Raw genomic sequence first — 24,003 nt, forward strand, 5'->3', positions numbered from 1 at the left:
ACAATGCTGAGCCTAAGCGTGGATTCCCTTCCCCTCCAGCGGCTCTGCCGCTTCCGGCCGGGAATGACACAGAGGTCAGGTAAGCGCCACCCTGTCATCCCCGGCGAGCGTCAGCGAGGGAAGGGGATCCACGCTTAGGCTCAGCATATGGATCCCTCCTCTCCGCCGCGCGTCCCTCCGGGGCTGACAACAGAGATGCATTTGATCCTTTCCCCTTCACGCGGGCACCTCAACCCACTAAGTCAGGCTAAAGCGAAACCCACGGAGATCCGCATGCCCTCCAAGCTCGACCAATTGCGCGCCATGACGGTGGTGGTCGCCGATACCGGCGACCTCGAGGCGGTGCGCCGCCTGAAGCCCCAGGATTGCACCACCAACCCGACCCTGCTCCTGAAGGCGGCCGAGACCCCGGCCTATGGGCACATCATGGACGAGGCCCTGGCCTGGGGCCGCGCCCAAGGCGGCTCCCGCGAGGGCGCGATCGCGGCGATCTGCGACCGGCTCGCCGTGGCCTTCGGCGCCGAGCTTGCCGGCATCGTGCCCGGCCGCGTCTCCACGGAGGTGGACGCGGATCTGTCCTTCGACACGGACGCGACGGTCGCGAAGGCGCGGGCCATCGTCAAGGCTTACGAGGAGCGCGGCATCGGGCGCGAGAAGATCCTGATCAAGATCGCCTCCACCTGGGAGGGCATCCGCGCGGCGGAGGTGCTCCAGAACGAGGGCGTCGACTGCAATCTCACGCTGCTGTTCTCCCAAGCCCAGGCCCAGGCCTGCGCCGAGGCCGGCGTGTTCCTGATCTCGCCCTTCGTCGGGCGCATCCTCGACTGGCATGTGAAGGCGGGCGGCGGGCCCTATACGGGCGAGACCGATCCGGGCGTGATCTCGGTGCGCAAGATCTATGCGTCCTACAAGGCGCAAGGCATCAAGACCGTGGTGATGGGCGCCTCCTTCCGCAATATCGGGGAGATCGAGGCGCTCGCAGGCTGCGACCAGCTGACCATCTCGCCCGCGCTCCTCGACGAGCTGGCTGCTTCGCAAGGCGAGCTGCCGCGCAAGCTGTCGTCGGACAATGTCGAGGCGATCGCACCCTTGCCGCCCATGGACGAGAAGAGCTTCCGCTTTGCCATGAACGAGGACGCCATGGCGTCCGAGAAGCTGTCCGAGGGCATCCGCTCCTTCGTGAAGGACCTGCGTTCGCTGCGCAGCCTCGTGGCGCAGCGTCTGGAGGAGAAGGAGGCGGCTTGAAACCGCCTCCTTGCCTTGATTATCGGAGCCGGCCTAACGGTTGTCGGGCCGGCCTCTCACCGCCTGCAAGCCCTGCCGGGTGATGCGGTAAGGGCCGCCGTTCGTGGATGCGATCAGCCCTTTCTGGCGCAGGGCCTTGAACAGGTCGAGCGTGCAGAGGGTGAGCAGCCATCCCTCGCGGGTGAGGCATTCGATGTCGGAGGTGCGGCCGCCCTCGTCCTTGTAATGACGAATGACGCCGCCCTGTGCGAGCACGTGGAGCACGCGCTGCCCATTGCGTGAAACGTTCACGGGGAAAACCTGAAGCTTTGAGTGGTGTCGGAGAGTGCGCGCACGTGCGCGTTCGGCTGATCTCGATCAGCCGCTGCCCGCTGTACTGCCAGCGGGCCTTACCGGGTCTCGGTCTCTCCGCGCATCAAAGCTCCAAAAGGAAACGGCGGCGTTATAAGCGCCGCCGTGTCGGGCCGTCAAGTTTGAGCGAATTGCCACCACTGTCATTCCGGGGCCGCGCAGCGGAGCCCGGAATCCATTAACATGGCAGTGTTTCAGTGAGGCGCTTCGAGAGCCGCTGCGCGCTGTCTTGCAATGTCAGCGGTTATGGATTCCGGGCTCGGCCTGTGGCCGCCCCCGAATGACGGTGGAGGGTTACTTCTTCTCCGCCAGAGCCTTCTCGCGGATCGCCGAGAGCGACATGGAAGGCGTGATCGCCTCCGGGTCGATCATGCAATGCAGGATCGCAGGCTTGCCGGAGGTGAGCGCCCTCTGGAGAGCGGGGGCGAAATCGTCCGTCATCTCCACGCGCTCGCCATAGCCGCCGAAGGCGCGGGCATAGGCTGCGAAGTCCGGGTTCTGCAGCATGGTGGCCGAGACGCGGCCGGGATATTCGCGCTCCTGGTGCATGCGGATCGTGCCATACATGCCGTTGTCGAGCAGGATCACCAGGATGGGCAGGTCGTACTGCACGGCGGTGGCGAATTCCTGCCCGTTCATGAGGAAGTCCCCGTCGCCGGCAAACACCACCACGGGGCTGTCGGGCTGCATGCGCTTGGCGCCCACCGCCGCCGGCACCCCGTAGCCCATGGAGCCGGAGGTGGGCGCGAGCTGCGTGCCGTATTGCCTGAAGGGCCAGAAGCGGTGGACCCAGGTGGCGAAGTTGCCGGCGCCGTTGCAGAAGATCGTGTCGGCGGGCATCACCTCGCGCAGATGCCGCATCACCTGGCCTATCTGCAGGGCACCGGGATGATGGATCTCGCCCGGATTGCTCCAGGCCAGATAGCTCTCATGGGCCGCCCTGGTGCCCTCGCTCCAGGGGAGCGAGGCGGGCGGATGCACCGCCTCCAGCGCCGCCGTAAAGGCCACCGGCGAGGCGTTGATGGCCAGATGCGGGAAATAGACCCGGCCGAGCTCGTTCGAGTCGGGATGGATGTGCACCAGCTTTTGCCGGGGCGCCGGAATGTCGAGGAGCGTGTAGGCCTGGCTCGGAATCTCGGACAGGCGCCCGCCCACGAGGAGGATGAGGTCGGCTTCCTTGATGCGGGCCAGAAGCTTCGGGTTCACGCCGAGCCCGAGATCGCCGATATAGGACGCGTGATCGGCCGGAAACAGCATCTGGCGGCGGAACGTGCAGGCGACCGGCAGTTCGAAACGCTCGGCAAAGCGTTTGATGCGCTGCACGGCCACGTCCGACCAGCGGCTGCCGCCGAGCAGCGCCACCGGGTTCTTCGCGCCATGCAGCAGCTTCTGCAGCTCCGCCATCTGCGTGAGGCCCGGATGGGTCTCGATCACCTGATAGGGCGGGGCGTCCGCCACCTGCGCCATCTCGGTCAGAACGTCCTCAGGCAGCGCGATCACCACGGGGCCGGGGCGGCCCGAGGTGGCCACATGGAAGGCGCGGGAGACGATCTCGGGAAAGCGCGCCGGGTCGTCCACTTCCGTCGCCCATTTGGCGAGCGGGCCGAAGGCGGCCCGGTAGTCGAGTTCCTGGAACGCCTCGCGCTCGCGCATGCCGCGCTCGATCTGGCCGACGAACAGGATCATCGGGGTCGAGTCCTGCTTGGCGATGTGAATGCCGGGCGAGGCGTTCGTGGCGCCGGGGCCGCGGGTGACGAAGCAGATGCCGGGGCGTCCCGTGAGCTTGCCGTAGGCCTCGGCCATCATGGCAGCGCCGCCTTCCTGGCGGCAGACCGTTATGGCGATGCTGGCGTCATGGAGCGCATCCAGCGCCGCCAGATAGCTCTCGCCCGGAACGCAGAAGATGTGATCGACCCCATGAACAAGAAGCTGATCGACAAGAATCTGGCCGCCGGTGCGGGAGGGCGCTGTCATGGAAGGCTCGCGATGTGAGAGGCTGGATATGAAAACGGAGGGCATCGCTGCCCACCGTTGGGTCTTATGACGATCAGGCGTCCACGTCGAACTTCACGCCCTGGGCGAGCGGAAGCGTGTTGCCGTAATTGACCGTATTGGTGGCGCGGCGCATGTACGCCTTCCAGGAATCCGAGCCGGATTCACGCCCGCCGCCCGTTTCCTTCTCGCCCCCGAAGGCTCCGCCGATCTCGGCGCCCGAGGGGCCGATATTCACGTTGGCGATGCCGCAATCGGAGCCCGTCGCCGAAATGAAGGCCTCGGCCTCGCGCATGTTGAGGGTGAAGATCGAGGAGGAAAGGCCGGCGCCCACCGCATTATGGAGCGCGATCACCTCGTCGAAATCCGAATAGCGCATCACGTAGAGGATCGGCGCGAAGGTCTCGCGCGTCACCGGGCCGGTCTGGCCAGGCATCTCCACGAGAGCGGGACGGGCATAAACGCCGTCGCCCGCCACATCCGAGTAGCGTCCGCCGCCATGCACGGTGCCGCCGGCCGCGCGGGCCTCGTCGAGGGCGCGCTCCATGCCGTCGAAGGCCGCCTGGTCGATCAGCGGGCCGACCAGCGTGCCGGGCTCGCGCGGATCGCCGATCTTCACGCTGCCATAGACCTTCGCGAGACGCGGCACGAGGCTGTCATAGACGCTCTCGTGCACGAAGAGGCGGCGCAGCGTGGTGCAACGCTGGCCCGCCGTGCCCATGGCGGCGAACGCGATTCCGCGGAGCGCCAGGTCGAGATCGGCGGAGGGAGCGACAATGGCTGCGTTGTTGCCGCCGAGCTCCAGGATCGCACGGGCAAAGCGCTCGGCGAGCTTGGGCGCGACCTGACGGCCCATGGCGGTGGAGCCGGTGGCGGAGAGGATCGGAACGCGGTGATCCTCGACCAGGATCTCGCCGACCTCGCGGCCGCCGAGCAGCACCTCGCACAGGCCCTCCGGCACGCCGCCGAAGCGCTTGGCGGCGCGTTCCATGATGGCGTGGGTGGCGAGCGCGGTCAGCAGGGTCTTCTCGGAAGGCTTCCACACCACGCTGTCGCCGCACACGAGCGCGAGCGCCGCATTCCACGACCACACGGCCACGGGGAAGTTGAAGGCGGAGATCACGCCGCAGACCCCGAGCGGATGCCAGGTTTCCATCATGCGGTGGTCGGCGCGCTCGGTGGCGATGGTCAGGCCGTAGAGCTGGCGCGAGAGGCCGACGGCGAAGTCGCAGATGTCGATCATCTCCTGCACCTCGCCGAGTCCCTCGGAGACGATCTTGCCGGCCTCCAGGGTCACGAGGCGGCCGAGGTCGTCTTTTGAGGCGCGCAGCTCCTCGCCGAGGAGGCGGATGAACTCGCCGCGCCGGGGCGCCGGGATCTTGCGCCAAGCCTTGAAGGCGGCGTCGGCCCGGCCGATGGCGGCCTTGGCCTCGTCCGGGGTGGTCTCGCGCACATGGGCGATCACCTCGCCGGTGATCGGGGAACGGGCCGGGCGGCCGCCGGACGCGAAGGCGCTGTCCGGCACGCCGAGGCGCGCGAGAATGGCGCGGGCCTCGTCCGCAACGGAGGCGGGCGCGGAGGATACGGGTTTCAGGCTCGCGGACATCTTGAATCTCCCTCGATGCGGGCTTGGGCTCGGCATGAAGCCCATGGCCGCCGATTGTTGTCGGAACGAAACGACGGCGGCTGTCAGGCCACCGTCTTAAAGCATTTCGGGACAAGCAGGGAACTGCTTTTCCCGAATAGGGTCATGCGCTTTTGTAAAGAAGCCAGAAGCTTGGCTCAGGCGCCCTCCCCACAAGGGAAGGTTGAAGGGGAGCTGTCATCCACGGGCGCGCAGGCCGGGACGCGGACTCATGGCGTTGCGCGTGTGAGTGGATTCCCTTCCCCTCCGCTTTCGCTCCGGCTGGGAATGACATTGAAGGTGGTGCCCCTGTCATCCCCGGCGAGCCGGAGGCGAGGGAAGGGGATCCACTCACACGTCGAGCCCTATGGATTCCCTGCCCCGCTATGGCTTGCGCCATCTCAGGCCGGGAATGACATTCCCCTCACGCCACCGCGTCGAGGCGGATGTTCTTCACCGCCGGCTCGTGGTCCTCGTCCAGGCGCTCGCCCGCATAAACGCGGCCGAAGCGGTTGGCCAGGAACGTGTCGAGGTCGATCTCCTCCTGGCGCACGAAGCCCTGCTTCGGCAGCTTGCCCGCGACCAGCAGGTCGAGCATGGCGCAGATGCCGGCGGCGGTGGTCACCTGGATGGCGGTGCGCTGGGTGCCTGCCACCGTCTGGCCGTAGATGCTGCGGGCATAGGTTTCCTGCACGTAGCGGCCGCCGCGCTCGCCGGTGACGGTGACGAACACGATGACCATATCCTGCATGGTGGCCGGAACGGCATTCTCCAGGATGTCCTTGAGCACCTCGCGGCGGTTGCGCAGCCCCAGGTCGTTGAGGAGCACCCGCATCAGGCCGCAGTGGCCCGGATAGCGGATGGTCTTGTAGTTCAGGTTGCGCACCTTGCCGTCCAGGGTCTCGCACAGGGTGCCCAGGCCCCCGGAGGTGTTGAAGGCCTCGTAGCGGGTGCCGTCGAGGGAGAACTCCTCGAGCTCCTCCATGGCCGGCACCTCGCGCAGGCGGCCGTCGACCACGGCCTCGCAGCGCTCGATATACTCGTTGATGACCCCGTCCGTGCTCCAGGTGAGGTTGTAGGACAGGGCGTTCGACGGATATTGCGGAAGCGCCCCGACGCGCAGGCGCACCGTGTCGAGCTTGTCGAAGCGGCTGGCGATGTCGTGCGCCACGATGGAGATGAAGCCGGGGGCGAGGCCGCATTGCGGGATGAAGGCCGTCGAGGCGCCCTCGGCCAGTTCCTTCACCATGCGGGTGGTGGCCACGTCCTCGGTGAGGTCGAAATAGTTGACGTCGGCAAGGCGCGCGGCCTGGGCCACGTGGCCGGTCAGGTGATAGGGGGCTGCGCTGAGCACCGCGTAATGGCCCTTCAGGATGCTCTGCAGGGCGACCGCGTCGTTGAAGTCGAGCTGGATCGTCTTGATCCCGTCCTTGGCGACGGCTTCCAGCGCTGCGGCGGAGTTGTCCGCGACGGTGACGTCGTAGTCGCCGGTCTCATTGAGCATGTCGACAATGGTGGAGCCGATCTTGCCGGCGCCGATGACGAGAATCGAATGCATTCAAACCTCCCTGTGAAGGGAGCAGAAAAAGGCAAAGGCGGGCAAAGCGCCATAGACAAGCTGACGGAAAGCCGAGTAGTTCTCGGCAGAACGCCGACACAACTGGTCACAACGATGCTCGACGCCACGGATCGTGCCTTGATCGCCCTCCTGCGGGAGAATGCCCGCATCGGTCATGCGGAGGCGGCACGGCGCCTGAAGCTCTCCCGCACCACGGTGCAGGCCCGGGTCGAGAGCCTGGAGCGCCGGGGCGTGATCGCCGGCTATACCCTGCGTCTGGCCGAGGAGGTTTCGAGCCGCCTGGTGCGGGCCCATGTGACCATCGTGGTGGTGCCCAAGGCCTCCGGGGGCGTGGTTTCGGCGCTCCAGCGCATGCCTGAATTGCGCGCGCTTCATTCGGTCGCCGGTGTCTTCGATCTCCTGGCGGTGGTAGAGGCTCAGGACGTTCCCTCCCTGGACGCCGCCATCGACAAGATCGGCGCGCTCGAGGGGGTGGAGCGCACCCAGTCCTCCATCATCCTTTCAACGAAATTCGAACGATGACCCCAGCCACCTCCCTCTCAGCCGATGTGGTGATCGTCGGCGGCGCCGTGATGGGCTCCTCCACGGCTTATCACCTGCTCGCCGATTCAGGCTTCAAGGGCCGCGTCATCGTGGTCGAGAAGGACCCGACCTACCAGCTTTCGGCCTCGGCGCTCTCGGCCGCCTCGATCCGGCAGCAATATTCCAGCGCCGTGAACATCCGCATCTCCCTTTATGGCATCCGGTTCCTGCGAGGCATCGGCGACCATCTCGCCGTCGATGGCGAGCGGCCCGAGATCGGATTGAAGGAGGGCGGCTATCTCTATTGCGCAACGGAAGCGGGTGCGCCGGTTCTGCGTGAGAACCAGGCGCTCCAGTCGGCGGAGGGCGCGGACATCCTGTTCCTGCAGCCGGACGAGCTGAAAAGCCGCTTCCCCTGGCTCAACGTGGAGGATCTGGCGGCCGGCACCTGGGGCCGTTCGGGCGAGGGCTGGTTCGACGGCTGGGGCCTGCTCCAGGCCTTCCGGCGGAAGGCGCGCTCGCTTGGCGCGGAGTATGTGAAAGGCGAGGTGGCCGAGGTGGAGCGGGACGGCGATACCATCGTGGCCGTGCGCCTCAAGGACGGCACGCGGATCGCCTGCGGGGCTCTCGTCAACTGCGCCGGCTCCGGCGGACGGGCGCTGGCCGCAAAAGCCGGGCTCGACATCCCGGTCCAGGCCAAGCGCCGCTACGTGTTCACCTTCGCCTGCAAGGAGGCCGTGGAAGGCTGCCCGCTGCTCATCGACACGTCGGGCGCCTATGTGCGCCCGGAAGGAGAGGGCCATTTCATCTGCGGCGCCTCGCCGGAGGCCGATCTCGACTCCGACTGGTTCGACGAGGATCCGTCATCGCAGGAGATCGACCACTCCTTCTTCGAGGAGTTCATCTGGCCGTCGCTCGCCCACCGGGTTCCGGCCTTCGAGGCGATCAAGCCCGGCCGCGCCTGGTCGGGTCCCTACGATATGTGCCTGCTCGACCACAATGCCATCATTGGTCAGGCAGGCGCGTTCAAGAACTTCTATCTATGCAACGGCTTCTCGGGCCATGGGCTCCAGCAGGCCCCTGCCATCGGCCGGGGGCTTGCCGAGCTGATCGTCCATGGCGGCTATCGGACCTTGGACCTGTCCGAGCTCGGCTACGCGCGTGTTCTGGCCAATCGGCCGTTGCTCGAGCGCAACGTGATCTAGCAATGTCGTCTAGGCGGTGCCGCTGCCGGGGGAGCCGAACACCCACACGCGGCCGCCCCGGTGCATGTGACGCTCGAGAAGGCCTGCCTGAACAGGCACGGGGCCGGACCCGGCATCCAGCTCGTTGACGCCCTCCCGGTCGGCGCGCGCGTCGCCGCGGCGCGTGCCGGTTCCCACCGTGGTGCTCGACCCTTGGTTCGGCTGCGAGATCTCGTCCGTTTGCAGGTCGGAGCTGCCGAGATCGTCGGCCGCCTCCCCCATCAGGCCCATGCCGGGCACGGCGCTGGTGTTGGTCATGCCGGCCGCGGATCCGCCGGTGAGCCCGGCGCCGAGCGGAGCGCCCAAGTCCACGCCGCCCAAGTCCACGCCGCCCTGGTCCACGCCGCTCTGGTCCTGACCGCCGCCACCGGAGCCGCTTTCGTTCAGCCATTCCCGGCTGCTGCTGTCCAGATCGACCGGATCGAACATCTCCAGCACGCGGGCGGCCTCCTCTAGATTTTCCCTGTCGACCCGGGCGGCTATCAAGGAGCAACCCCGTTGCAGTCCCTGTTCGAAGAGCCGCAGGTCGGATTCCGGCAGGTCGAGGCCGTGGAGGGCCGCCCCGGATTCGTCCTGGGCCTCAAGGGTCCGGAAGCCCGAGATCGACGAGATCTCCCGCGCATCCTCGTTGCCGACTGCAACGATGCGCGTCTGGGCGATGCCCATCTCCAGCAGGGCCTGGAGACCTTGGCGGGCTTGGGCAGGATCCCTGAAAAGGGCTGTGATCATCTGGGGCATGGGGCTCTTACCTATGGTTACTCCCTCAACGAAGAGGCGCTCGGGCCTGTTCCCGGGCCGGGGCATTAAGCCTTTTTGATGAGAGGGCTTCCATTTTGAAGCCGGCTATGATTGTCATGTTTTCGTCATCAAAACGTCATCCGGGTTTAACCCAGGGGTGATGAACGACAATAACATCCCAGCGGGATGATACGGGAGAGATTAGAATGATGAAGAAGTCCCTTCTCGGCGCTTTGGCCCTCTGCCTCGTGACGAGCACCTCCGCCTTCGCACAGACGGAACTCCAGTGGTGGCACGCCATGACGGGCGCCAACAACGACATCATCAACAAGCTTGCGGCCGATTTCAACGCAAGCCAGAGCGAGTACAAGGTCGTCCCAACCTATAAGGGCACCTATCCCGACACCATGAACGCCGGCATCGCCGCCTTCCGCGCCGGCAACGCTCCCCACATCATCCAGGTCTTCGAGGTCGGCACCGCCACCATGATGGGCGCCCGCGGCGCCGTGAAGCCGGTCCACGAGCTGATGAAGGAAGCGGGCGAGAAGTTCGATCCGCAGGCCTATCTGCCCACCATCACCGGCTACTATTCCACGGCCAAGGGCGAGATGCTCTCCTTCCCGTTCAACTCCTCCTCCATGGTCATGTGGGTCAACCGGGACGAGCTGAAGAAGGCCGGCGTCGCCGAGGTTCCGAAGACCTGGCCTCAGGTGTTCGACGCGGCCAAGAAGCTCAAGGCCGCCGGACACGAGACCTGCGGCTTCTCCTCGGCCTGGATCACCTGGGCGATGATCGAGCAGTTCTCCGCCTGGCACAACGTGCCGATGGCCACCAAGGCCAACGGCCTCGACGGCTTCGACACGGAGATGAAGTTCAACTCCCCGCTCCACGTGAAGCACCTGCAGACCCTTGTGGACCTGCAGAAGGACAAGACCTTCGACTATTCGGGCCGCGACTCGAAGTCTGAGGGCCGCTTCACCTCCGGCGAATGCGCGATCTTCCTCAACTCCTCGGGCTTCTTCGGCAACGTGAAGGCGAACGCGAAGTTCGACTACGCTTCGGTGCCGATGCCGTACTACCCGGACGTTCAGGGCGCTCCGCAGAACTCCATCATCGGCGGCGCATCGCTCTGGGTCATGGGCGGCAAGAAGGCTGACGAGTACAAGGGCGTCGCCAAGTTCTTCACCTTCCTGTCGGACACGGACCGCCAGTCGAAGCTGCACCAGGAGTCGGGCTACCTGCCGATCACCAAGGCAGCCTACGAGAAGACTAAGGCTTCGGGCTTCTACGAGAAGAACCCGGTCGTGCAGACGCCTCTGCTCGAGCTCACCAACAAGGAGCCGACCGAGAACTCCCGCGGCCTGCGCTTCGGCAACATGGTTCAGATCCGCGACATGATCTCGGAGGAGATCGAGGCTGCCCTCGCCGGCCAGAAGTCGGCCAAGGACGCCCTCGACGCAGCCGTGACCCGCAGCAACCAGACCCTTCGCCAGTTTGAGCGCACCGTCAGCCGCTAAGACTTTATAGGCGATCATGTTGTCCCGGGCGGTCTGTGACCGCCCGGGACGATGCTGTAAAAAAGACAAGAAGAAGCCTGCGGCACGGAGGACGTCGATCCGGGCAGGTTCGCACCGGGTGACCCAAGGACCATGGAAAAACGAGCTCTGTTTTCGAGCAAGACCCTGCCATACATGCTGCTCCTGCCGCAGATGGCGATCACGCTCATCTTCTTCTACTGGCCTGCCTCCCAGGCCATCTGGCAATCGTTCCTGCTCGAGGACGCCTTCGGCCTCTCGAGCGAGTTCGTCGGCTTCGAGAATTACCGCGCCCTGTTCGGGCAGCCCGAATACTACCGGGCCATGGTGACGACCGGCGTGTTCTCCGCCGCCGTTGCTTTCCTGTCCCTGTCGCTCGCCCTGCTCCTCGCCTCCCAGGCCGACAAGCAGCTGCGCTTCGGGCAGGGCTATAAGACCCTGCTGATCTGGCCCTATGCGGTGGCTCCCGCCATTGCGGGCGTTCTGTGGATCTTCATGTTCCATCCCACCCTCGGCATGGTGTCCGGGCCGATCAGGGCGATGGGTGTCAACTGGAACCCGATGCTCAACGCCAACCACGCCATGATCCTGCTGGTGCTGTCGGCGACCTGGAAGCAGGTGAGCTACAACTTCCTGTTCTTCCTCGCGGGCCTGCAGGCGATCCCCAAGAGCGTGATCGAGGCGGCGGCCATCGACGGTTCCGGCCCCATGCGCCGCTTCTGGACCATCATCTTCCCGCTCCTTTCGCCCACGACCTTCTTCCTCATCGTCGTCACCATCGTGTACGTGTTCTTCGAAACCTTCGGCATCATCGACGCCGTGACGGGTGGCGGACCGGCCGGGCAGACCACGACCCTGGTCTACAAAGTGTATGCGGACGGCCGCCTCGGCGGCGATCTCGGCGGCTCGGCCGCACAGTCGGTGATCCTGATGGTGATCGTGATCGCGCTGACCGCCATCCAGTTCCGTTACGTCGAGCGGAAGGTGCAGTACTGATGGTCGAGAATCGTCCCTTCGGCAATTTCATTGCCTACCTGACCCTGGCCCTCGGCGTCTTCATCGTGGCCTTCCCGGTCTATGTGGCCTTCGTGGCGTCCACCTACGATTCCGCCACCATCAGCAACGGCAACATGTCGCTGATCCCCGGCGATCAGGCCCCGGTCAACTATTACCGCACCCTGTTCGAGGGCACCGCCCGCACGTCTGGCCAGTCGGTCGGCGGCATGATGGTGAACTCGTTCATCATGGCCATGGGCATCGCCCTCGGGAAGATCCTGATCTCGATCCTGTCCGCCTTCGCGGTGGTGTATTTCAACTTCCCGTTCCGCAAGACGGCGTTCTGGATCATCTTCATCACCCTGATGCTGCCCGTGGAAGTGCGCATCTATCCGACCTATAAGATCGTCGCCGATCTGGGGATGCTCGACACCTATACGGGCCTCATCCTGCCGCTCATCGCCTCGGCCACCGGCACGCTGCTGTTCCGGCAGTTCTTCATGACGATTCCCGACGAGCTGCTGGAGGCGTCGAAAATCGACGGCGCGGGCGCGTTCCGCTTCTTCAAGGATACGCTGGTCCCGCTCTCCGTCACGACGATCGCGGCGCTGTTCGTGATTCAGTTCATCTATGGCTGGAACCAGTATCTCTGGCCGCTCCTGATCACCACGAAGAGCTCCATGCAGACCATCGTCATCGGCATCAAGCAGATGCTCACGACCCAGGACGTTCTGACGGAGTGGCAGATCGCCATGACGACCGCGGTGCTCGCCATGCTGCCGCCGGTGCTCGTGGTCATCTTCATGCAGAGGCTCTTCGTGAAGGGCCTCGTCGAAACGGAAAAATAACGCGCAAGGTCGCGCATGGCCCCTCCTGCCCAGGCAGGAGGGGCTCTTCTCCCTCACTGAAATTATCGCCCGGAGCCCTTGAGCTGTGCGGGCAGGGGTTAAAAGGAAAAGACCGATGGCAGGGGTAACGCTCGATACCGTCAGGAAAGTTTACGCGGGCAATGTGGAGGCCGTGAAGGGCGTGTCGCTCGGCATCGAGGACGGCTCCTTCTGCGTGCTGGTCGGCCCGTCGGGCTGCGGCAAGTCCACGTTGCTGCGCATGATCGCAGGCCTGGAGACCATCTCGGGCGGCGAGGTGAAGATCGGCAACCGGGTCGTGAACCAGGTCGAGCCTGCGGATCGCGACATCGCGATGGTGTTCCAGAACTACGCGCTCTACCCGCATATGAGCGTCTACGACAACATGGCCTATGGCCTGAAGAACCGCGGCACGCCCAAGGACGAGATCGAGAAACGCGTGAAGGAGGCAGCCCGCATCCTCGCCATCGAGCCCTTCCTCACCCGCAAGCCGCGCGCCCTCTCCGGCGGCCAGCGCCAGCGCGTCGCCATGGGCCGCGCCATCGTGCGCAAGCCCCAGGTGTTCCTGTTCGACGAGCCGCTCTCCAACCTCGACGCCAAGCTGCGCGTGCAGATGCGCGTGGAGATCAAGCGCCTGCAGCGGGCGCTCGGCGTGACCTCGATCTACGTGACCCACGATCAGGTCGAAGCCATGACGCTTTCCGACAAGCTGGTGGTGATGTCCGGCGGCCAGATCGAGCAGGTCGGCACCCCGGCCGAGGTCTACCGCCGTCCCGAGACCCGGTTCGTCGCCACCTTCATCGGCTCCCCGCCCATGAACATCCTGCCCGGAACCGTGGAAGGCCCAGGCCGCGTCTCCGTGGGCGGTCAGTCGATCGCGGTCACCGACATGCGTGACGGCCTCACTCCGGGCTCCGCCATCGAGGTGGGCCTGCGTCCCGAGGACGTGCAGGCCGGCGGCACTGGCGCGAGCTCGCTGTCCATGGACGTGGATTTCGTCGAGGAACTCGGCGCGACCCAGCTCTTCCACGGCAAGGTCGCCGGAGCGGAATTCGTCGTGCAGGCCTCCACGGGCCAGATCGCCGCCGACACCCGCAAGCTGACGCTCGCCGTCGACCCGGCCAACGTCCACCTCTTCGACCCGCAGACCACAAAGCGTCTCGGCCGGGTCTGATCCCGATTGCGGGGTTCGGTATCGAGCACTTCAGGCCTCGGGCATGCCCGAGGCCTTTTTCATGGCTACGTCCATGATGCCGCGCCGGCTCTGCGACGAACCTGTGCGAGGGCAGCGGTTGCACCTCGTTCGAAGCCCCGGTATCCCTCTTGCTACAACGTGAGGAACAGCGATGACGGTCAAGCTCGACGGGGCCACTCTCGACATTCAGGACGTGGTGCGCGTATCGCGCCCCGACGCCGGGGGCCAGTTTGCGCCGGCCGCCCTGGCCCCGGAGGCGCGCGAGCGGATCGCCGCCACGCGGGATTATATCGACCGCACCTGGATGCATGATGACGCGCCGCTCATGTACGCCTTCAACACCGGCGTCGGCCTGTTCAAGGACCAGCGCGTTCTCATCAGCGACATGGCGGCCTACCAGCAGAAGACCGTCTATGCCCATGCGACCGGCGTCGGCGAGCCCTTTGCCGAGGACGTGACCCGGGCCATGATGCTGCTGCGCGCCAACGCCTTCGCGTCGAACTATTCCGGCCCGCAGGTTGAACTGGTCGAGCGGCTGCTTGCCTTCCTCAATGCGGGCCTGCATCCCGTGATCCCCCAGAAAGGCTCCGTGGGCGCATCGGGCGATCTCGCGCCGCTGGCCCATATGGCCGGCGCGGTCTGCGGCTTTGCGGAAGCCCACATGGTCTATCGCGGCCGCATCATGCCGGCCCGCGAGGCAATTGCGGCTGCGGGCTTCGATCCGGATTTCGAGCTCGGCGCCAAGGATGCCTCGGCGCTCATCAACGGCTCGACCACCTCGCTGGCGCTGGGCGCTCTCGCCACGCACGATGCGCGCCGCATCCTGAAGCATGCCGACGTCGCCATGTGCCTGTCGCTGGAGGCCATGCGCGGCGAGCTCGCAGCCTTCGACCCTCGCGTGCACAAGGCCCGTCCCCACCCGGGCCAGGCGCGGGTGGCGCGCAACCTGCTGCGGATCCTCGACGGCACGAAGCGCTGCTCGCAGGATGCGCGCAACATCGTCTTTCCCGACGAGCCGCGACAGCCGGGCCAGCCCGCCGCTCCCCGCGTGCAGGACGTTTATTCGCTGCGCTGCACGCCGCAGGTGCACGGTCCTGCCGTGGAGGCGGTGGAGTATGTGGAGCGCATCGTCGGCACGGAGATGAACTCCGCCACCGACAACCCGCTGATCTTCGACGACGGCCAGGGCGGCTACGTGTCGATCTCCGGCGGGCATTTCCACGGCCAGTACATGGCGCAGGCGATGGATTTCCTGTCGATCGCCATGGCCGATCTCGGCTCCATCTCCGAGCGGCGCCTCGCGCGCCTCATCGATCCCACCATGTCCTACGGCCTGCCGCGCAACCTGCTTGCCGGCAAGCGCGGCCTCAACACGGGCTTTGCCACGGTGCAGTGCTCCCTGTCGGCGCTCGTCATGGAGAACCGGAGCCTTGCGACCCCAGGTTCGGTCGATTCCATTCCGGGCAAGTCGAATGCCGAGGACCATGTCTCCAACTCCACCTGGTGCGGGCGCAAAGCCCGCAGCATCGTGGAGAACGTGGAGCAGATCGTAGCGGGCGAATTGCTGATGGCAGCACAGGCTCTGACCCTGGTGGAGCCGATTGCCGGCGATTATCCGCTCGGCAGGGGCTCGCGCGCCGCCATCGAGGCCATTCGCGCCGTCATCCCGCCGGCCCTCGAAGGCGACCGCTGGTACGCCACCGAAATGCGCCAGGCGCTCGACCTCGTGCGTTCAGGCGCCGTGGTCGAGGCGGTCGAGAGCGCCATCGGCGAACTGGAATAGCAAAAGGGCCCGGTTCGCACCGGGCCCTTGATCGTTCCGGCCGAGATGGATCAACGGCAGCGGCGAATGGTGCGGTAAACCACGTTGCCGTTCGGGCGGTAGACACGCTCGCGAATCGTGCGGCAGCGTTCGACACGGCCGAAGCCGCGGCCCACGCCGCAATTGCGCACAGTGCGATAGACCACCCGTCCGTTGGGCCGCACGGTGCGGATCCGGCGGGTGACGCATTGCACGTTGTCCACGAGCGTCGGCGCTTCCAGCTGCTGAGCGCCGAAACGCGCCTGAGCCTCCTGCGGGGCCGCAAAGAAGCCTGCGCCGAGAGCAAGGGCGAAAGCGGGGAGAATGATGGCTCGCATGGTCCATTCCTTGTTATGAGAAGGGGCTGACGACAACGGCATGCTTATGCCATGGTTCCTGAAGCTGGAATGAACCCCTATGCCGTCCCGCGTTGCGATTCGCCCCGTTCAAGCCTCCGACGGCGCCGAGCTCGTTGCCGCCAACCTGGCGAGCATCGACCTCCACGAACCCTGGGTGTCGCCCTGCCGCGACCAGGCGAGCTTCCTCGGCTACCTCATGCGCTGCGACGGCGACCGGTCCATGGGCTTCATCGCCCGCGACCGGGAGAGCGGCAGGATCGTGGGCGTGGTGAATCTCAGCGAGATCGTGCGCGGCTTCTTCCAGAGCGCCTATATGGGCTATTACGGCATGGCCGGCATGACCGGGCGCGGCCTGATGGGCGAAGCCGTGGGCCTCGTGGTCGCCCATGCCTTCGGGGAGCTCGGCCTGCACCGGGTGGAGGCCAACATCCAGCCGGGCAACGAGCCCTCGCGGGCGCTCGTCAAAAGGCTGGGCTTTCGACAGGAGGGCTACTCGCCCCGCTACCTCAAGATCGACGGCGACTGGCGCGACCATGAGCGCTGGGCCGTGCTGTCGGAGGAATGGCGCGGCTGAGCCCGCTCAGAGAGCGCCGTCGAGCTTCTTCTGCAGGAAGAAGCGGCTGAACCCGGCCGGGTAGTCCTTGAGCTCGCCGAAAATCTCATAGCCCAAGCGCCGGTAGAGCGTGAGCGCACCGGGGTTGAGCGTATCGAGCCAGGCCGAATGGCAGCCGCGGCGCCGAGCCTCCTCCTCGGCCATAGCGACGAGCCTCGTAGCAAGTCCCATGCCCCGGAAGGCTTCGGGCACGAAGATCAGCTCGATGGCGAGCCATCCTCCGGCCGTGCGGCCCAGGAGGCCTCCGACAGGCTCGTCCCTGTCCGGGTCACGAATGGCGATGGCGAGGTCCTGGCCCGGCGGATGATTGGCGAACAGGGTCTTGTTGAACGCCCGCACCCCTTCCAGGACAACAGCCTGGAGCTCGGGATCAGGGTCCACAAATGCGATGACCGGCGCACCCGTCATCGGGAAAACCCGTACCGGCAAATCACGCGACAATCCGTTTCACGGCCTCGATCAGCACCCGCGCCGCCGCGTCCGCGTCCTCGACCGTAATCGACTCCGCCGGGTTGTGGCTGATGCCGCCCTTGCAGCGCACGAAGAGCATGGCGGAGGGGCAAAGATTGGCCATGGCGACCGCATCGTGTCCGGCGCCGGAGGCGAGGTGAAGCGGCTCGATGCCGAGGCTTCTCACCGCGTTTTCGAGTTGCCCGATGAGACCCTTGTCCATGGGCGTGGCGGGCGAATCCATGAACGGCTCGATGGAAAGATTCACGCCGCGCCGTTGGGCGGCGGCCTGGCATTCGGTGGTGATGTCCTGCACCATGGCTTGGCGCACCGCGTCGTCGGGCGCGCGCGCATCGAGGGTGAAGTCGACCCGCGCCGGGATCACGTTGATCGCGCCCGGCTGCACCTGGGCGACGCCGACGGTCGCCACCGTGTCGGTGCGGATGGAGCCCGCGCGCTCCACGATGCCGATCATCTCGGCCACCGCCGCCAGGGCATCGCGGCGCATATGCATGGGTACCGTTCCCGCATGGCCCGCCTCGCCGATCAAGGTGGCGCGGGCGCGGGTGATGCCGTTGATGGCCGACACGATGCCGACCGCCAAATCCTCCGCTTCGAGCTGCGGGCCCTGCTCGATATGCACCTCGAGATAGCCAAGAGTGCGGGCGGGATCGCGGGCGAGCGCCGCAGCGCCGTCGGGATCGCCGCCGAAGCGGACAAGCGCATCGCGAAGCGTGACGCCGTCCTGATCCTTCCCGTCGAGCCAAGCCGGGTTGAAGAGGCCCGCAAGGGCATGGGAGGTGGACAGATTGGTGGGGAAGCGCACGTTCTCCTCGTCCCCGAAGGCCACGACCTCGATGGGGCAGGCCGGCGCGATCCCCTGCCGGCGCAGGGCTTCGATTGCGACGATGCCGAGCACCACGCCGAGATTGCCGTCGTAGCGGCCCGCATCCACCACGGAATCGATATGGGAGCCGATGATGAGGGCAGGGGCGTCGGGATCGCTGCCTTCGATGCGGCCGATCACGGAGCCGAGGGCATCGATATGGGCGTTCAGGCCCGCCTCCTGCATCAGCCCCAAGGTGGCTTCCGCCGCCCTGCGGTGCGCATCGGAGAGATAAAGGCGCGTGAGGCGGCCGGGCTCGTCGCTGTGTTGGGCAAGCTCCTCGATCATCGCCATCACGCGGCGGCCGAGGGTGAGATTTGTCGGGTCTGTCATGGGCGCGAGAGTTTCAGGAACCGGGCCGCTTCGCAAGGGGAGAGCGGGCTAGTTCTCAAAAGCTTTCGCCGTTGGAGCTACCCGAAACCTCATCCTGCGAAGGTCGCGCCGCGAGGATTTCGAAGGAGAACCCGGTGCTCTCTGAGACATCCTCCGTCATCACCGGCCTTGTGCCGGTGATCCCGATCGGACATGCGCGCCGCTTCATGGAATCGAGATGGCCGTCCCCGGATCATGTCCGAGAACGGCCATGACGTGCGGAGGCTGTCCGCAACGCGTAGAAGCAGAAGATTCAAGCCGCCACGCCGAGCTTCTTCTGCAGGCTCGTGGACGATGTGGTGTATTGGAACAGCAGCCGCTTCTCGGGATACACGTAGCGATGCACCTTCTGCGCCGCGAGCGCGCCCTCGTGGAAGCCCGAGAGGATGAGCTTCAGCTTGCCCGGATAGGTGTTGATGTCGCCGATGGCGAAGATGCCCGGAACGTTGGTCTCGAACTTCTCCGTATCGACGGGGATCAGGTTCTCGTGCAGGTTCAGGCCCCACTCGCCGATGGGGCCGAGCTTCATGGTGAGCCCGAAGAAGGGCAGCATCACGTCGCAATCCACCAGGTGCTCCGAGCCGTCGTCCTTGCGGACCACAGCCCCTTCCAGCACGTGATTGTTGCCCTTGAGCGCGCTTACCTGGCCCAGATGCAGGTCCATGTCGCCGGCAGCGACCAGCGAGCGCATCTTCTCCACCGTATGGGGCGCGGCCCGGAAGGCGTCGCGGCGGTGAAGCAGGGTGAGGCGCTTGGCGATGGGCTGCAGGTTCACGGTCCAGTCGAGGGCGGAATCGCCGCCGCCGACGATGAGCACCTTCTTGTTCCGGAACATCTCCATCTTGCGCACCGCATAGAACACGCTCGTGCCCTCGTAGGCCTCGATGTTGTCGATCGGGGGCTTCTTGGGCTGGAACGAGCCGCCGCCGGCCGCGATGATCACCGCCTTGCAGGTGAAGGTGGTGCCGTTCTCGGAGGTCTTGACCCGGAAGAGCGGCGCCTCGGGCGTGCCCAGGACTTCCAGGCTTTCCACCATTTCGTTGAGGTGGAAGGTCGCGTTGAAGGGCTCGATCTGCGACATCAGGTTGTCGACGAGGCCCTGGCCCGTGACCATGGGAAAACCCGGAATGTCGTAGATCGGCTTTTCCGGGTACAGCTCGGCGCATTGGCCGCCCACCTTCGGCAGGATGTCGATGAGGTGGCATTTGATGTCGAGGAGGCCCAGTTCGAACACGGCGAACAGGCCCACGGGCCCGGCACCGATGATGACGACGTCGGTTTCGATATGGTCGGTCATGAACAGGCTCCTTCGAGACCCTTACAGGTCAGGTCTCTATCGTATTGGCAATGCAGCAGGATAAAGGTCACTCGCCGGTCGGCGCGAGGGTGACCTCCAGGCCGTCGAGTTCGGGGCTCCAGAGGATCTGGCAGGACAGGCGGGAATTCGGCTTGGTCACCACGGTGTCGAGCTGATCCTCTTCCTCGTCGGTGGCCGGATAGAGCTTGTCCACCCACCCCTCGGAGACGAAGACGTGGCAGGTGGCGCATTCGCAGGCTCCGCCGCACAGGCCCTCGATGGGCAGGCCCCAATCCCTGATGATCTCCATGACCCGCCAGCCCTCGACGGCTTCGAGAGTGTGGCGCTGGCCGGTCCGGTCGGTCACATGGATGACGCCCATGAAGCGGGAATTCCTTTGGGTAATTCGGGAAGATGGCGCGGCAGGCGCGCCCTGGGCTGCATATCGTCCTTTGAGCCCGTTCCGTCAACGGTTTAGCGTTGCCTTTATGGCCCGGGCCGGGGCGTCATGGTGGCGCTCTCAGACACCCAGCGTCTCCGCCCGCAGGGCCTCGTTCGCCATAAGCTCGGCCATGGAGCCCTGGAAGCGGATCTCGCCGCGCTCGATCACGCAGGCCCGGTCGCTGATGCCCGCCGCGAAGGCCCAGTTCTGCTCCGACAGCAGCACCGCCACGCCTTCCGCCTTCATGGCCCGGACCGCCTCGGCCATCATCTGGACGATCACCGGGGCAATGCCCTCGGAAGGCTCGTCGAGCAGGATGGCGTCCGGGTTGCCCATGAGGGTGCGGGCGATCGCCAGCATCTGCTGCTCGCCGCCCGACATCTGGTTGCCGCGCCGCCCGCGCATCTCGGCCAGATTGGGAAACAGCCGGAAAAGCCGCTCCGGCGTCCAGGGCGAGCGGCCTGCGCTGGCCTGCCTGCGGCCCGTCTCCAGGTTCTCCTCGACGGTGAGATCCGTGAAGATGCGCCGGTCCTCGGGCACGTAGCCCAGGCCCAGCCGGGCAATCTTGTAGGTGGGAAGGCTTCCGAGCGAGTGCCCCTTGAAGGTTGCCTGCTTGGCTGACGCGGAGACCAGCCCCATGATCGCCTTGAGGGTGGTGGTCTTGCCCGCCCCGTTGCGGCCGACCAGGGCCATGACCTCGCCGGCCTGAAGCCGGAAGGTGAGGTCGAACAGCACCTGGGCGCGGCCATAGAAGGCGCAGAGGTTCCAGACTTCCAGAAGCGGCGTGCTCATGCGGAGCTCACCCCTGTCGGTGGCTCAAGGGCGTGCTCGTCCCCCAGATAGGCGCACCTGACCTGCTCGTTCTGGCGAATCTCGTCCGGGGTCCCGGCGGCGATGATCTGGCCGCGCAGGAGAACGAGCACCCGGGCCGCGTGGCCGAAGACCACATCCATGTCATGCTCGGTAAAGAGAACGCCGATCCCTTGCGAGGCTGCGATGGAGGCGGTCAGGTCCATCAGCGCCGCCCGTTCGCGGGGCGCCATGCCGGCGGTGGGCTCGTCCATGAGGAGGAGCTTGGGCTGACCCGCCAGGGCGATGGCCAGTTCCACCCGTTTCACGTCGCCATAGGCGAGCGACGAGCAGGGAGCGTCCGCGGCCTCCGCCATGCCGACCTGGGAGAGGAGCTCCAGGGCCTTGTCCCGGTGGCGCTCCCGGGCCGGGGTCCAGAGCCCGTTGCTGTTCCGGTGGCAGCTGATCAGCGCCATCTGGACGTTTTCGGCAGCGCTCATGGAGAGAAATGTCTGCGCCACCTGGAAGGTGCGGCCCACGCCCCGGCGGAAGCGCTTCTGCGGCGAGGCGGCGGTGATATCCTGCCCGTCCAGCAGAACACGGCCCTGATCCGGGCGGAGCTGGCCGCCGACCATGTTGAACACGGTGGACTTGCCGGCGCCGTTGGGACCGATGATGGCGAGCATCTCGCCGCGCTCCACCGTGAACGCCACGTCGCGGGCCGCCACCACGCCGCCGAACGATTTGTGCAGGCCCTGGACGGACAGAAGCGTCATGCCCGCTCCTCCCGCCAGTAGCGAATTGTGCCGACGAGGCCTCGCGGAAAAATCAGCACCATGGCGATGATGCTCAGGCCGAGCAGCAGCCGCCAGAACGGCGTGAGCGGCATGATCAGATCCCGCAGGAAGTGCAGCACGCCCGCGCCCACGAGCGGGCCCGTCACGGTCTGGATGCCGCCGAGGAGCAGCATGGTGAGGGCATCCACGGAGGTGGAGATGCCGAGCAGGCTCGGGTCGACGGAGCCGCGGGAGAAGGCGTAGATGCCGCCCGCGAGCCCCGCGGCGGCGCCCGAGATCACGAAAGCGAGCCAGCGGTGCTGGCGCACTTTCAACCCGATGGCCTCGGCGCGGGCTTCCGAGTCGCGGGCTGCGCGCAATGCATAGCCGAAGGGCGCGTCGATGATGCGCCGGAGAAGGAAGACCGCCACCACCGTCACCGCGAGCGTCAGGAGGTAGTAGGGCACAGGTCCGCTCGCCCAGCCTGACGGCCAGACGCCGACGATGCCGTTGTCGCCGCCTGTCACCTCCACCCACTGGAAGGCGACCGCATAGAGGATCTGCGCGGCGGCGAGCGTCATCATGGCCAGATAGATGCCCGACAGGCGCACCACGAAGGCGCCGATCAGCGCCGCGCCCAAAGCGGCGAGACACAACCCGAGAGGCAGGGCCGCCTCCATGGACGCGCCGTACCATTTGACCGCCAGCGCAGCGCCGTAGGCGCCAAGGCCGAAGAAGGCCGCATGCCCGAAGCTCACGAGGCCGCCGACGCCGATGAGAAGCTGCAGGCTGAAGGCGAAGAGCGCGAAGATCAGGATCTCGGTTGCCACCTTCAGGAGGTAGGCATCGCCCACCAGGGGCAGGCAGGCGAGCGCTGCGATCGCGATCCATGCGGCGAGCGTGCCACGGGGCATGCGCTTGTGGCTTGCAATGCCCACCGCATGGGTTCCGCCGATCACCTCGGCACGCCCGAAGAAGCCGTAGGGCCGGACCGCCAGCACCACGGCCATGAGCAGGAACACCACGACGAGGGTGCTTTTGGGAAAGATCAGGATGCCGAAGGCCTGCAGCTGCCCGATGATGAGGGCCGCAAGAAACGCCCCCGGCACGCTGCCCATGCCGCCCACCACCGTGACCACGAAGGCCTCCGCGATGATCGACAGGTCCATGCCGGTGTTGGCGGACACGCGCGGGATCTGGAGCGCGCCGCCGAGGCCTGCGAGAAAAGCGCCGAGAAACAGCGTGCCGGTAAACAGCATCGCCTGGTTGACGCCAAGCGACGCCACCATGTCGCGATCCTGCGTTGCCGCGCGCACGAGAACGCCGAAGCGCGTCTTGCGCAGGAGCAGCCAGACCAGCCCCAGAACCACGGGGCCTGCGGCGATCAGAACGAGCTCATAGGACGGGAAGCGCCGGCCGAGGATCTCGACGGGCGCGCGCAAACCCGGCGCGCGGGGCCCCAGGATGTCCTGCGGACCGAAGACCTGCACCACCAGATCCTGCACCACGAGCACGACCCCGAAGGTGGCGAGCAGCTGGAAGAGTTCCGGCGCGCCGTAGATGCGGCGCAGCAGCAGAACCTCGATGAGGACGCCGATGAGCCCGACGATGAGAGCCGAGGCCAGAATGCCGGCCCAGAATGTCGCTGGCCCAAAGGAGAGTTCGAGCAGGCGCGGCACCAGGGTCGCGGCCGTGTAGGCGCCGATCATGTAGAGCGAGCCGTGCGCGAAGTTCACGATCCTGGTGACGCCGAAGACAATGGTCAGGCCGCAAGCGGTGATGAAGAGCGAGGAGGCGCTGGACAGGCCGCTGAGCGCCTGAACGGCCAGGAAGGCGGGGTCCATTCCTTACCCTCCCCTTGAGGGGGAGGGTCGGCCATCAGGCCGGGGTGGGGTGGGAAGCGCAAGCGCCTCCGATTGGGGCGAGCCATACAGAGCCGCGTAAATGGTGTCGAGAACGCCGTTCATGTTCTCGGTCAACTCGGCGTTCCAGAAGCGGACCACGCGGTAGCCTTCGCTTTCGAGCCATCGGGTTCGATGTTCATCTTTGATGGCGATATCATCTTGCGAATGATGACCGCCGTCGAGTTCGATGATAAGGCGGGCCTTCAGGCAAGCGAAGTCGGCCACATAGGGACCAATCGGCACCTGTCGCCGGAAGTGACTGCCGTAGACAGGAATGTTCTTCAGCGCGCGCCAGAGAACCTGCTCCGGCCCGGTGTCATTCGAGCGGAGCTGCTTTGCTCTTTCGCGTCTGAAGCGGCTGATATTCGACATGCCTGGTTTTCTGTTGTGGTACCACCCCACCCCGACCTGCGGTCGACCCTCCCCC

At 66.0% G+C, this 24,003-nt stretch carries 23 protein-coding genes; 9 read left to right on the plus strand and 14 right to left on the minus strand.

Annotated elements, in window-relative coordinates:
* The first annotated feature begins 273 nt into the window (after positions 1-273).
* Positions 274-1,245, plus strand: a complete 972-nt coding sequence (gene tal / locus JKG68_RS05415; RefSeq protein ID WP_202056688.1) for a transaldolase — start codon at positions 274-276, stop codon at positions 1,243-1,245.
* 33 nt (positions 1,246-1,278) lie between these two features.
* Here the strand turns inward: tal and JKG68_RS05420 are convergent, their stop codons facing one another.
* The 4 genes from JKG68_RS05420 to JKG68_RS05435 form a co-directional block, all read right to left on the minus strand.
* Entirely contained in the window at positions 1,279-1,536 is a 258-nt protein-coding gene (locus tag JKG68_RS05420) for a YjhX family toxin (RefSeq protein ID WP_202056691.1), read from the minus strand.
* A 354-nt stretch (positions 1,537-1,890) separates the two neighbouring features.
* Positions 1,891-3,570, minus strand: coding sequence for a thiamine pyrophosphate-binding protein (locus JKG68_RS05425; protein ID WP_202056693.1), 1,680 nt, complete (start codon positions 3,568-3,570; stop codon positions 1,891-1,893).
* Positions 3,571-3,643: 73 nt separating this feature from the next.
* Positions 3,644-5,194: an L-piperidine-6-carboxylate dehydrogenase gene (gene amaB, locus JKG68_RS05430; protein WP_202056694.1), complete on the minus strand. Its 1,551-nt coding sequence runs from the start codon at positions 5,192-5,194 to the stop codon at positions 3,644-3,646.
* 442 nt (positions 5,195-5,636) lie between these two features.
* Positions 5,637-6,770, minus strand: coding sequence for a saccharopine dehydrogenase family protein (locus JKG68_RS05435; protein WP_202056695.1), 1,134 nt, complete (start codon positions 6,768-6,770; stop codon positions 5,637-5,639).
* Positions 6,771-6,884: 114 nt separating this feature from the next.
* Here JKG68_RS05435 and JKG68_RS05440 point away from each other — a divergent pair, with 114 nt between their 5' ends.
* Complete coding sequence (locus JKG68_RS05440; RefSeq protein ID WP_202056788.1) at positions 6,885-7,313, plus strand: Lrp/AsnC family transcriptional regulator; 429 nt, start codon at positions 6,885-6,887, stop codon at positions 7,311-7,313.
* Positions 7,310-8,518, plus strand: a complete 1,209-nt coding sequence (locus JKG68_RS05445; protein WP_202056696.1) for an NAD(P)/FAD-dependent oxidoreductase — start codon at positions 7,310-7,312, stop codon at positions 8,516-8,518. The genes JKG68_RS05440 and JKG68_RS05445 overlap by 4 nt, the downstream gene beginning before the upstream one ends.
* Before the next feature lie 9 nt (positions 8,519-8,527).
* On the opposite strand, the gene JKG68_RS05450 is transcribed toward JKG68_RS05445, so the two are convergent.
* Entirely contained in the window at positions 8,528-9,295 is a 768-nt protein-coding gene (locus tag JKG68_RS05450; protein ID WP_202056697.1) for a hypothetical protein, read from the minus strand.
* Positions 9,296-9,501: 206 nt separating this feature from the next.
* On the opposite strand from JKG68_RS05450, the gene ugpB reads away from it, so the two are divergent.
* From ugpB to JKG68_RS05475, 5 genes are all read left to right on the plus strand, one after another.
* Positions 9,502-10,812 (plus strand): sn-glycerol-3-phosphate ABC transporter substrate-binding protein UgpB, encoded by a 1,311-nt coding sequence (gene ugpB, locus JKG68_RS05455; protein ID WP_202056698.1) that lies wholly within the window; start codon positions 9,502-9,504, stop codon positions 10,810-10,812.
* Positions 10,813-10,944: 132 nt separating this feature from the next.
* Positions 10,945-11,826 (plus strand): sn-glycerol-3-phosphate ABC transporter permease UgpA, encoded by an 882-nt coding sequence (gene ugpA, locus JKG68_RS05460; RefSeq protein WP_202056707.1) that lies wholly within the window; start codon positions 10,945-10,947, stop codon positions 11,824-11,826.
* Positions 11,826-12,674, plus strand: a complete 849-nt coding sequence (ugpE, locus tag JKG68_RS05465) for a sn-glycerol-3-phosphate ABC transporter permease UgpE (RefSeq protein WP_202056708.1) — start codon at positions 11,826-11,828, stop codon at positions 12,672-12,674. The genes ugpA and ugpE overlap by 1 nt, the downstream gene beginning before the upstream one ends.
* A 115-nt stretch (positions 12,675-12,789) precedes the next feature.
* Positions 12,790-13,866, plus strand: a complete 1,077-nt coding sequence (locus tag JKG68_RS05470) for a sn-glycerol-3-phosphate import ATP-binding protein UgpC (RefSeq protein WP_202056709.1) — start codon at positions 12,790-12,792, stop codon at positions 13,864-13,866.
* Positions 13,867-14,038: 172 nt separating this feature from the next.
* Positions 14,039-15,670: an HAL/PAL/TAL family ammonia-lyase gene (locus tag JKG68_RS05475; protein WP_202056710.1), complete on the plus strand. Its 1,632-nt coding sequence runs from the start codon at positions 14,039-14,041 to the stop codon at positions 15,668-15,670.
* 50 nt (positions 15,671-15,720) lie between these two features.
* Here the strand turns inward: JKG68_RS05475 and JKG68_RS05480 are convergent, their stop codons facing one another.
* Positions 15,721-16,026, minus strand: a complete 306-nt coding sequence (locus tag JKG68_RS05480) for a hypothetical protein (RefSeq protein WP_202056712.1) — start codon at positions 16,024-16,026, stop codon at positions 15,721-15,723.
* A gap of 79 nt (positions 16,027-16,105) precedes the next feature.
* Between JKG68_RS05480 and JKG68_RS05485 the strand changes: the two genes are divergently transcribed.
* Positions 16,106-16,621, plus strand: coding sequence for a GNAT family N-acetyltransferase (locus tag JKG68_RS05485; RefSeq protein WP_202056713.1), 516 nt, complete (start codon positions 16,106-16,108; stop codon positions 16,619-16,621).
* A gap of 6 nt (positions 16,622-16,627) precedes the next feature.
* Here JKG68_RS05485 and JKG68_RS05490 read toward each other — a convergent pair whose 3' ends face one another.
* From JKG68_RS05490 to JKG68_RS05525, 8 genes are all read right to left on the minus strand, one after another.
* Positions 16,628-17,068, minus strand: coding sequence for a GNAT family N-acetyltransferase (locus JKG68_RS05490; protein WP_202056714.1), 441 nt, complete (start codon positions 17,066-17,068; stop codon positions 16,628-16,630).
* 22 nt (positions 17,069-17,090) lie between these two features.
* Complete coding sequence (locus JKG68_RS05495; protein ID WP_202056717.1) at positions 17,091-18,329, minus strand: allantoate amidohydrolase; 1,239 nt, start codon at positions 18,327-18,329, stop codon at positions 17,091-17,093.
* A gap of 292 nt (positions 18,330-18,621) precedes the next feature.
* Complete coding sequence (locus JKG68_RS05500; protein ID WP_202056719.1) at positions 18,622-19,665, minus strand: NAD(P)/FAD-dependent oxidoreductase; 1,044 nt, start codon at positions 19,663-19,665, stop codon at positions 18,622-18,624.
* 67 nt (positions 19,666-19,732) lie between these two features.
* Entirely contained in the window at positions 19,733-20,047 is a 315-nt protein-coding gene (locus JKG68_RS05505; protein ID WP_202056721.1) for a 2Fe-2S iron-sulfur cluster-binding protein, read from the minus strand.
* Positions 20,048-20,185: 138 nt separating this feature from the next.
* Complete coding sequence (locus tag JKG68_RS05510; protein WP_202056723.1) at positions 20,186-20,899, minus strand: ABC transporter ATP-binding protein; 714 nt, start codon at positions 20,897-20,899, stop codon at positions 20,186-20,188.
* Positions 20,896-21,672: an ABC transporter ATP-binding protein gene (locus JKG68_RS05515; RefSeq protein ID WP_202056725.1), complete on the minus strand. Its 777-nt coding sequence runs from the start codon at positions 21,670-21,672 to the stop codon at positions 20,896-20,898. Before JKG68_RS05515 ends, JKG68_RS05510 begins: the two co-directional genes overlap by 4 nt.
* Complete coding sequence (locus JKG68_RS05520) at positions 21,669-23,516, minus strand: ABC transporter permease (protein ID WP_202056727.1); 1,848 nt, start codon at positions 23,514-23,516, stop codon at positions 21,669-21,671. Before JKG68_RS05520 ends, JKG68_RS05515 begins: the two co-directional genes overlap by 4 nt.
* Before the next feature lie 3 nt (positions 23,517-23,519).
* Entirely contained in the window at positions 23,520-23,948 is a 429-nt protein-coding gene (locus tag JKG68_RS05525; protein ID WP_202056730.1) for an endonuclease domain-containing protein, read from the minus strand.
* Between the last annotated feature and the right edge of the window lie 55 nt (positions 23,949-24,003).

Source organism: Microvirga aerilata (genome assembly GCF_016743775.1).
Taxonomy (GTDB): Bacteria; Pseudomonadota; Alphaproteobacteria; order Rhizobiales; family Beijerinckiaceae; genus Microvirga; species Microvirga aerilata.

What these genes read in the sequence shown, in the direction of transcription:
- JKG68_RS05485 (WP_202056713.1), top strand. Translation starts at nt 16,106, where the DNA reads ATGCCGTCCCGCGTTGCGATTCGCCCCGTTCAAGCCTCCGACGGCGCC.
- ugpB (WP_202056698.1), top strand. Translation starts at nt 9,502, where the DNA reads ATGATGAAGAAGTCCCTTCTCGGCGCTTTGGCCCTCTGCCTCGTGACG.
- JKG68_RS05470 (WP_202056709.1), top strand. Translation starts at nt 12,790, where the DNA reads ATGGCAGGGGTAACGCTCGATACCGTCAGGAAAGTTTACGCGGGCAAT.
- JKG68_RS05515 (WP_202056725.1), bottom strand. Translation starts at nt 21,672, where the DNA reads ATGACGCTTCTGTCCGTCCAGGGCCTGCACAAATCGTTCGGCGGCGTG.
- JKG68_RS05495 (WP_202056717.1), bottom strand. Translation starts at nt 18,329, where the DNA reads ATGACAGACCCGACAAATCTCACCCTCGGCCGCCGCGTGATGGCGATG.
- JKG68_RS05450 (WP_202056697.1), bottom strand. Translation starts at nt 9,295, where the DNA reads ATGCCCCAGATGATCACAGCCCTTTTCAGGGATCCTGCCCAAGCCCGC.
- JKG68_RS05500 (WP_202056719.1), bottom strand. Translation starts at nt 19,665, where the DNA reads ATGACCGACCATATCGAAACCGACGTCGTCATCATCGGTGCCGGGCCC.
- JKG68_RS05480 (WP_202056712.1), bottom strand. Translation starts at nt 16,026, where the DNA reads ATGCGAGCCATCATTCTCCCCGCTTTCGCCCTTGCTCTCGGCGCAGGC.
- amaB (WP_202056694.1), bottom strand. Translation starts at nt 5,194, where the DNA reads ATGTCCGCGAGCCTGAAACCCGTATCCTCCGCGCCCGCCTCCGTTGCG.
- JKG68_RS05440 (WP_202056788.1), top strand. Translation starts at nt 6,885, where the DNA reads ATGCTCGACGCCACGGATCGTGCCTTGATCGCCCTCCTGCGGGAGAAT.
- JKG68_RS05425 (WP_202056693.1), bottom strand. Translation starts at nt 3,570, where the DNA reads ATGACAGCGCCCTCCCGCACCGGCGGCCAGATTCTTGTCGATCAGCTT.
- JKG68_RS05475 (WP_202056710.1), top strand. Translation starts at nt 14,039, where the DNA reads ATGACGGTCAAGCTCGACGGGGCCACTCTCGACATTCAGGACGTGGTG.
- ugpA (WP_202056707.1), top strand. Translation starts at nt 10,945, where the DNA reads ATGGAAAAACGAGCTCTGTTTTCGAGCAAGACCCTGCCATACATGCTG.
- JKG68_RS05435 (WP_202056695.1), bottom strand. Translation starts at nt 6,770, where the DNA reads ATGCATTCGATTCTCGTCATCGGCGCCGGCAAGATCGGCTCCACCATT.
- JKG68_RS05445 (WP_202056696.1), top strand. Translation starts at nt 7,310, where the DNA reads ATGACCCCAGCCACCTCCCTCTCAGCCGATGTGGTGATCGTCGGCGGC.
- JKG68_RS05520 (WP_202056727.1), bottom strand. Translation starts at nt 23,516, where the DNA reads ATGGACCCCGCCTTCCTGGCCGTTCAGGCGCTCAGCGGCCTGTCCAGC.
- tal (WP_202056688.1), top strand. Translation starts at nt 274, where the DNA reads ATGCCCTCCAAGCTCGACCAATTGCGCGCCATGACGGTGGTGGTCGCC.
- JKG68_RS05525 (WP_202056730.1), bottom strand. Translation starts at nt 23,948, where the DNA reads ATGTCGAATATCAGCCGCTTCAGACGCGAAAGAGCAAAGCAGCTCCGC.
- JKG68_RS05510 (WP_202056723.1), bottom strand. Translation starts at nt 20,899, where the DNA reads ATGAGCACGCCGCTTCTGGAAGTCTGGAACCTCTGCGCCTTCTATGGC.
- JKG68_RS05490 (WP_202056714.1), bottom strand. Translation starts at nt 17,068, where the DNA reads ATGACGGGTGCGCCGGTCATCGCATTTGTGGACCCTGATCCCGAGCTC.
- ugpE (WP_202056708.1), top strand. Translation starts at nt 11,826, where the DNA reads ATGGTCGAGAATCGTCCCTTCGGCAATTTCATTGCCTACCTGACCCTG.
- JKG68_RS05505 (WP_202056721.1), bottom strand. Translation starts at nt 20,047, where the DNA reads ATGGGCGTCATCCATGTGACCGACCGGACCGGCCAGCGCCACACTCTC.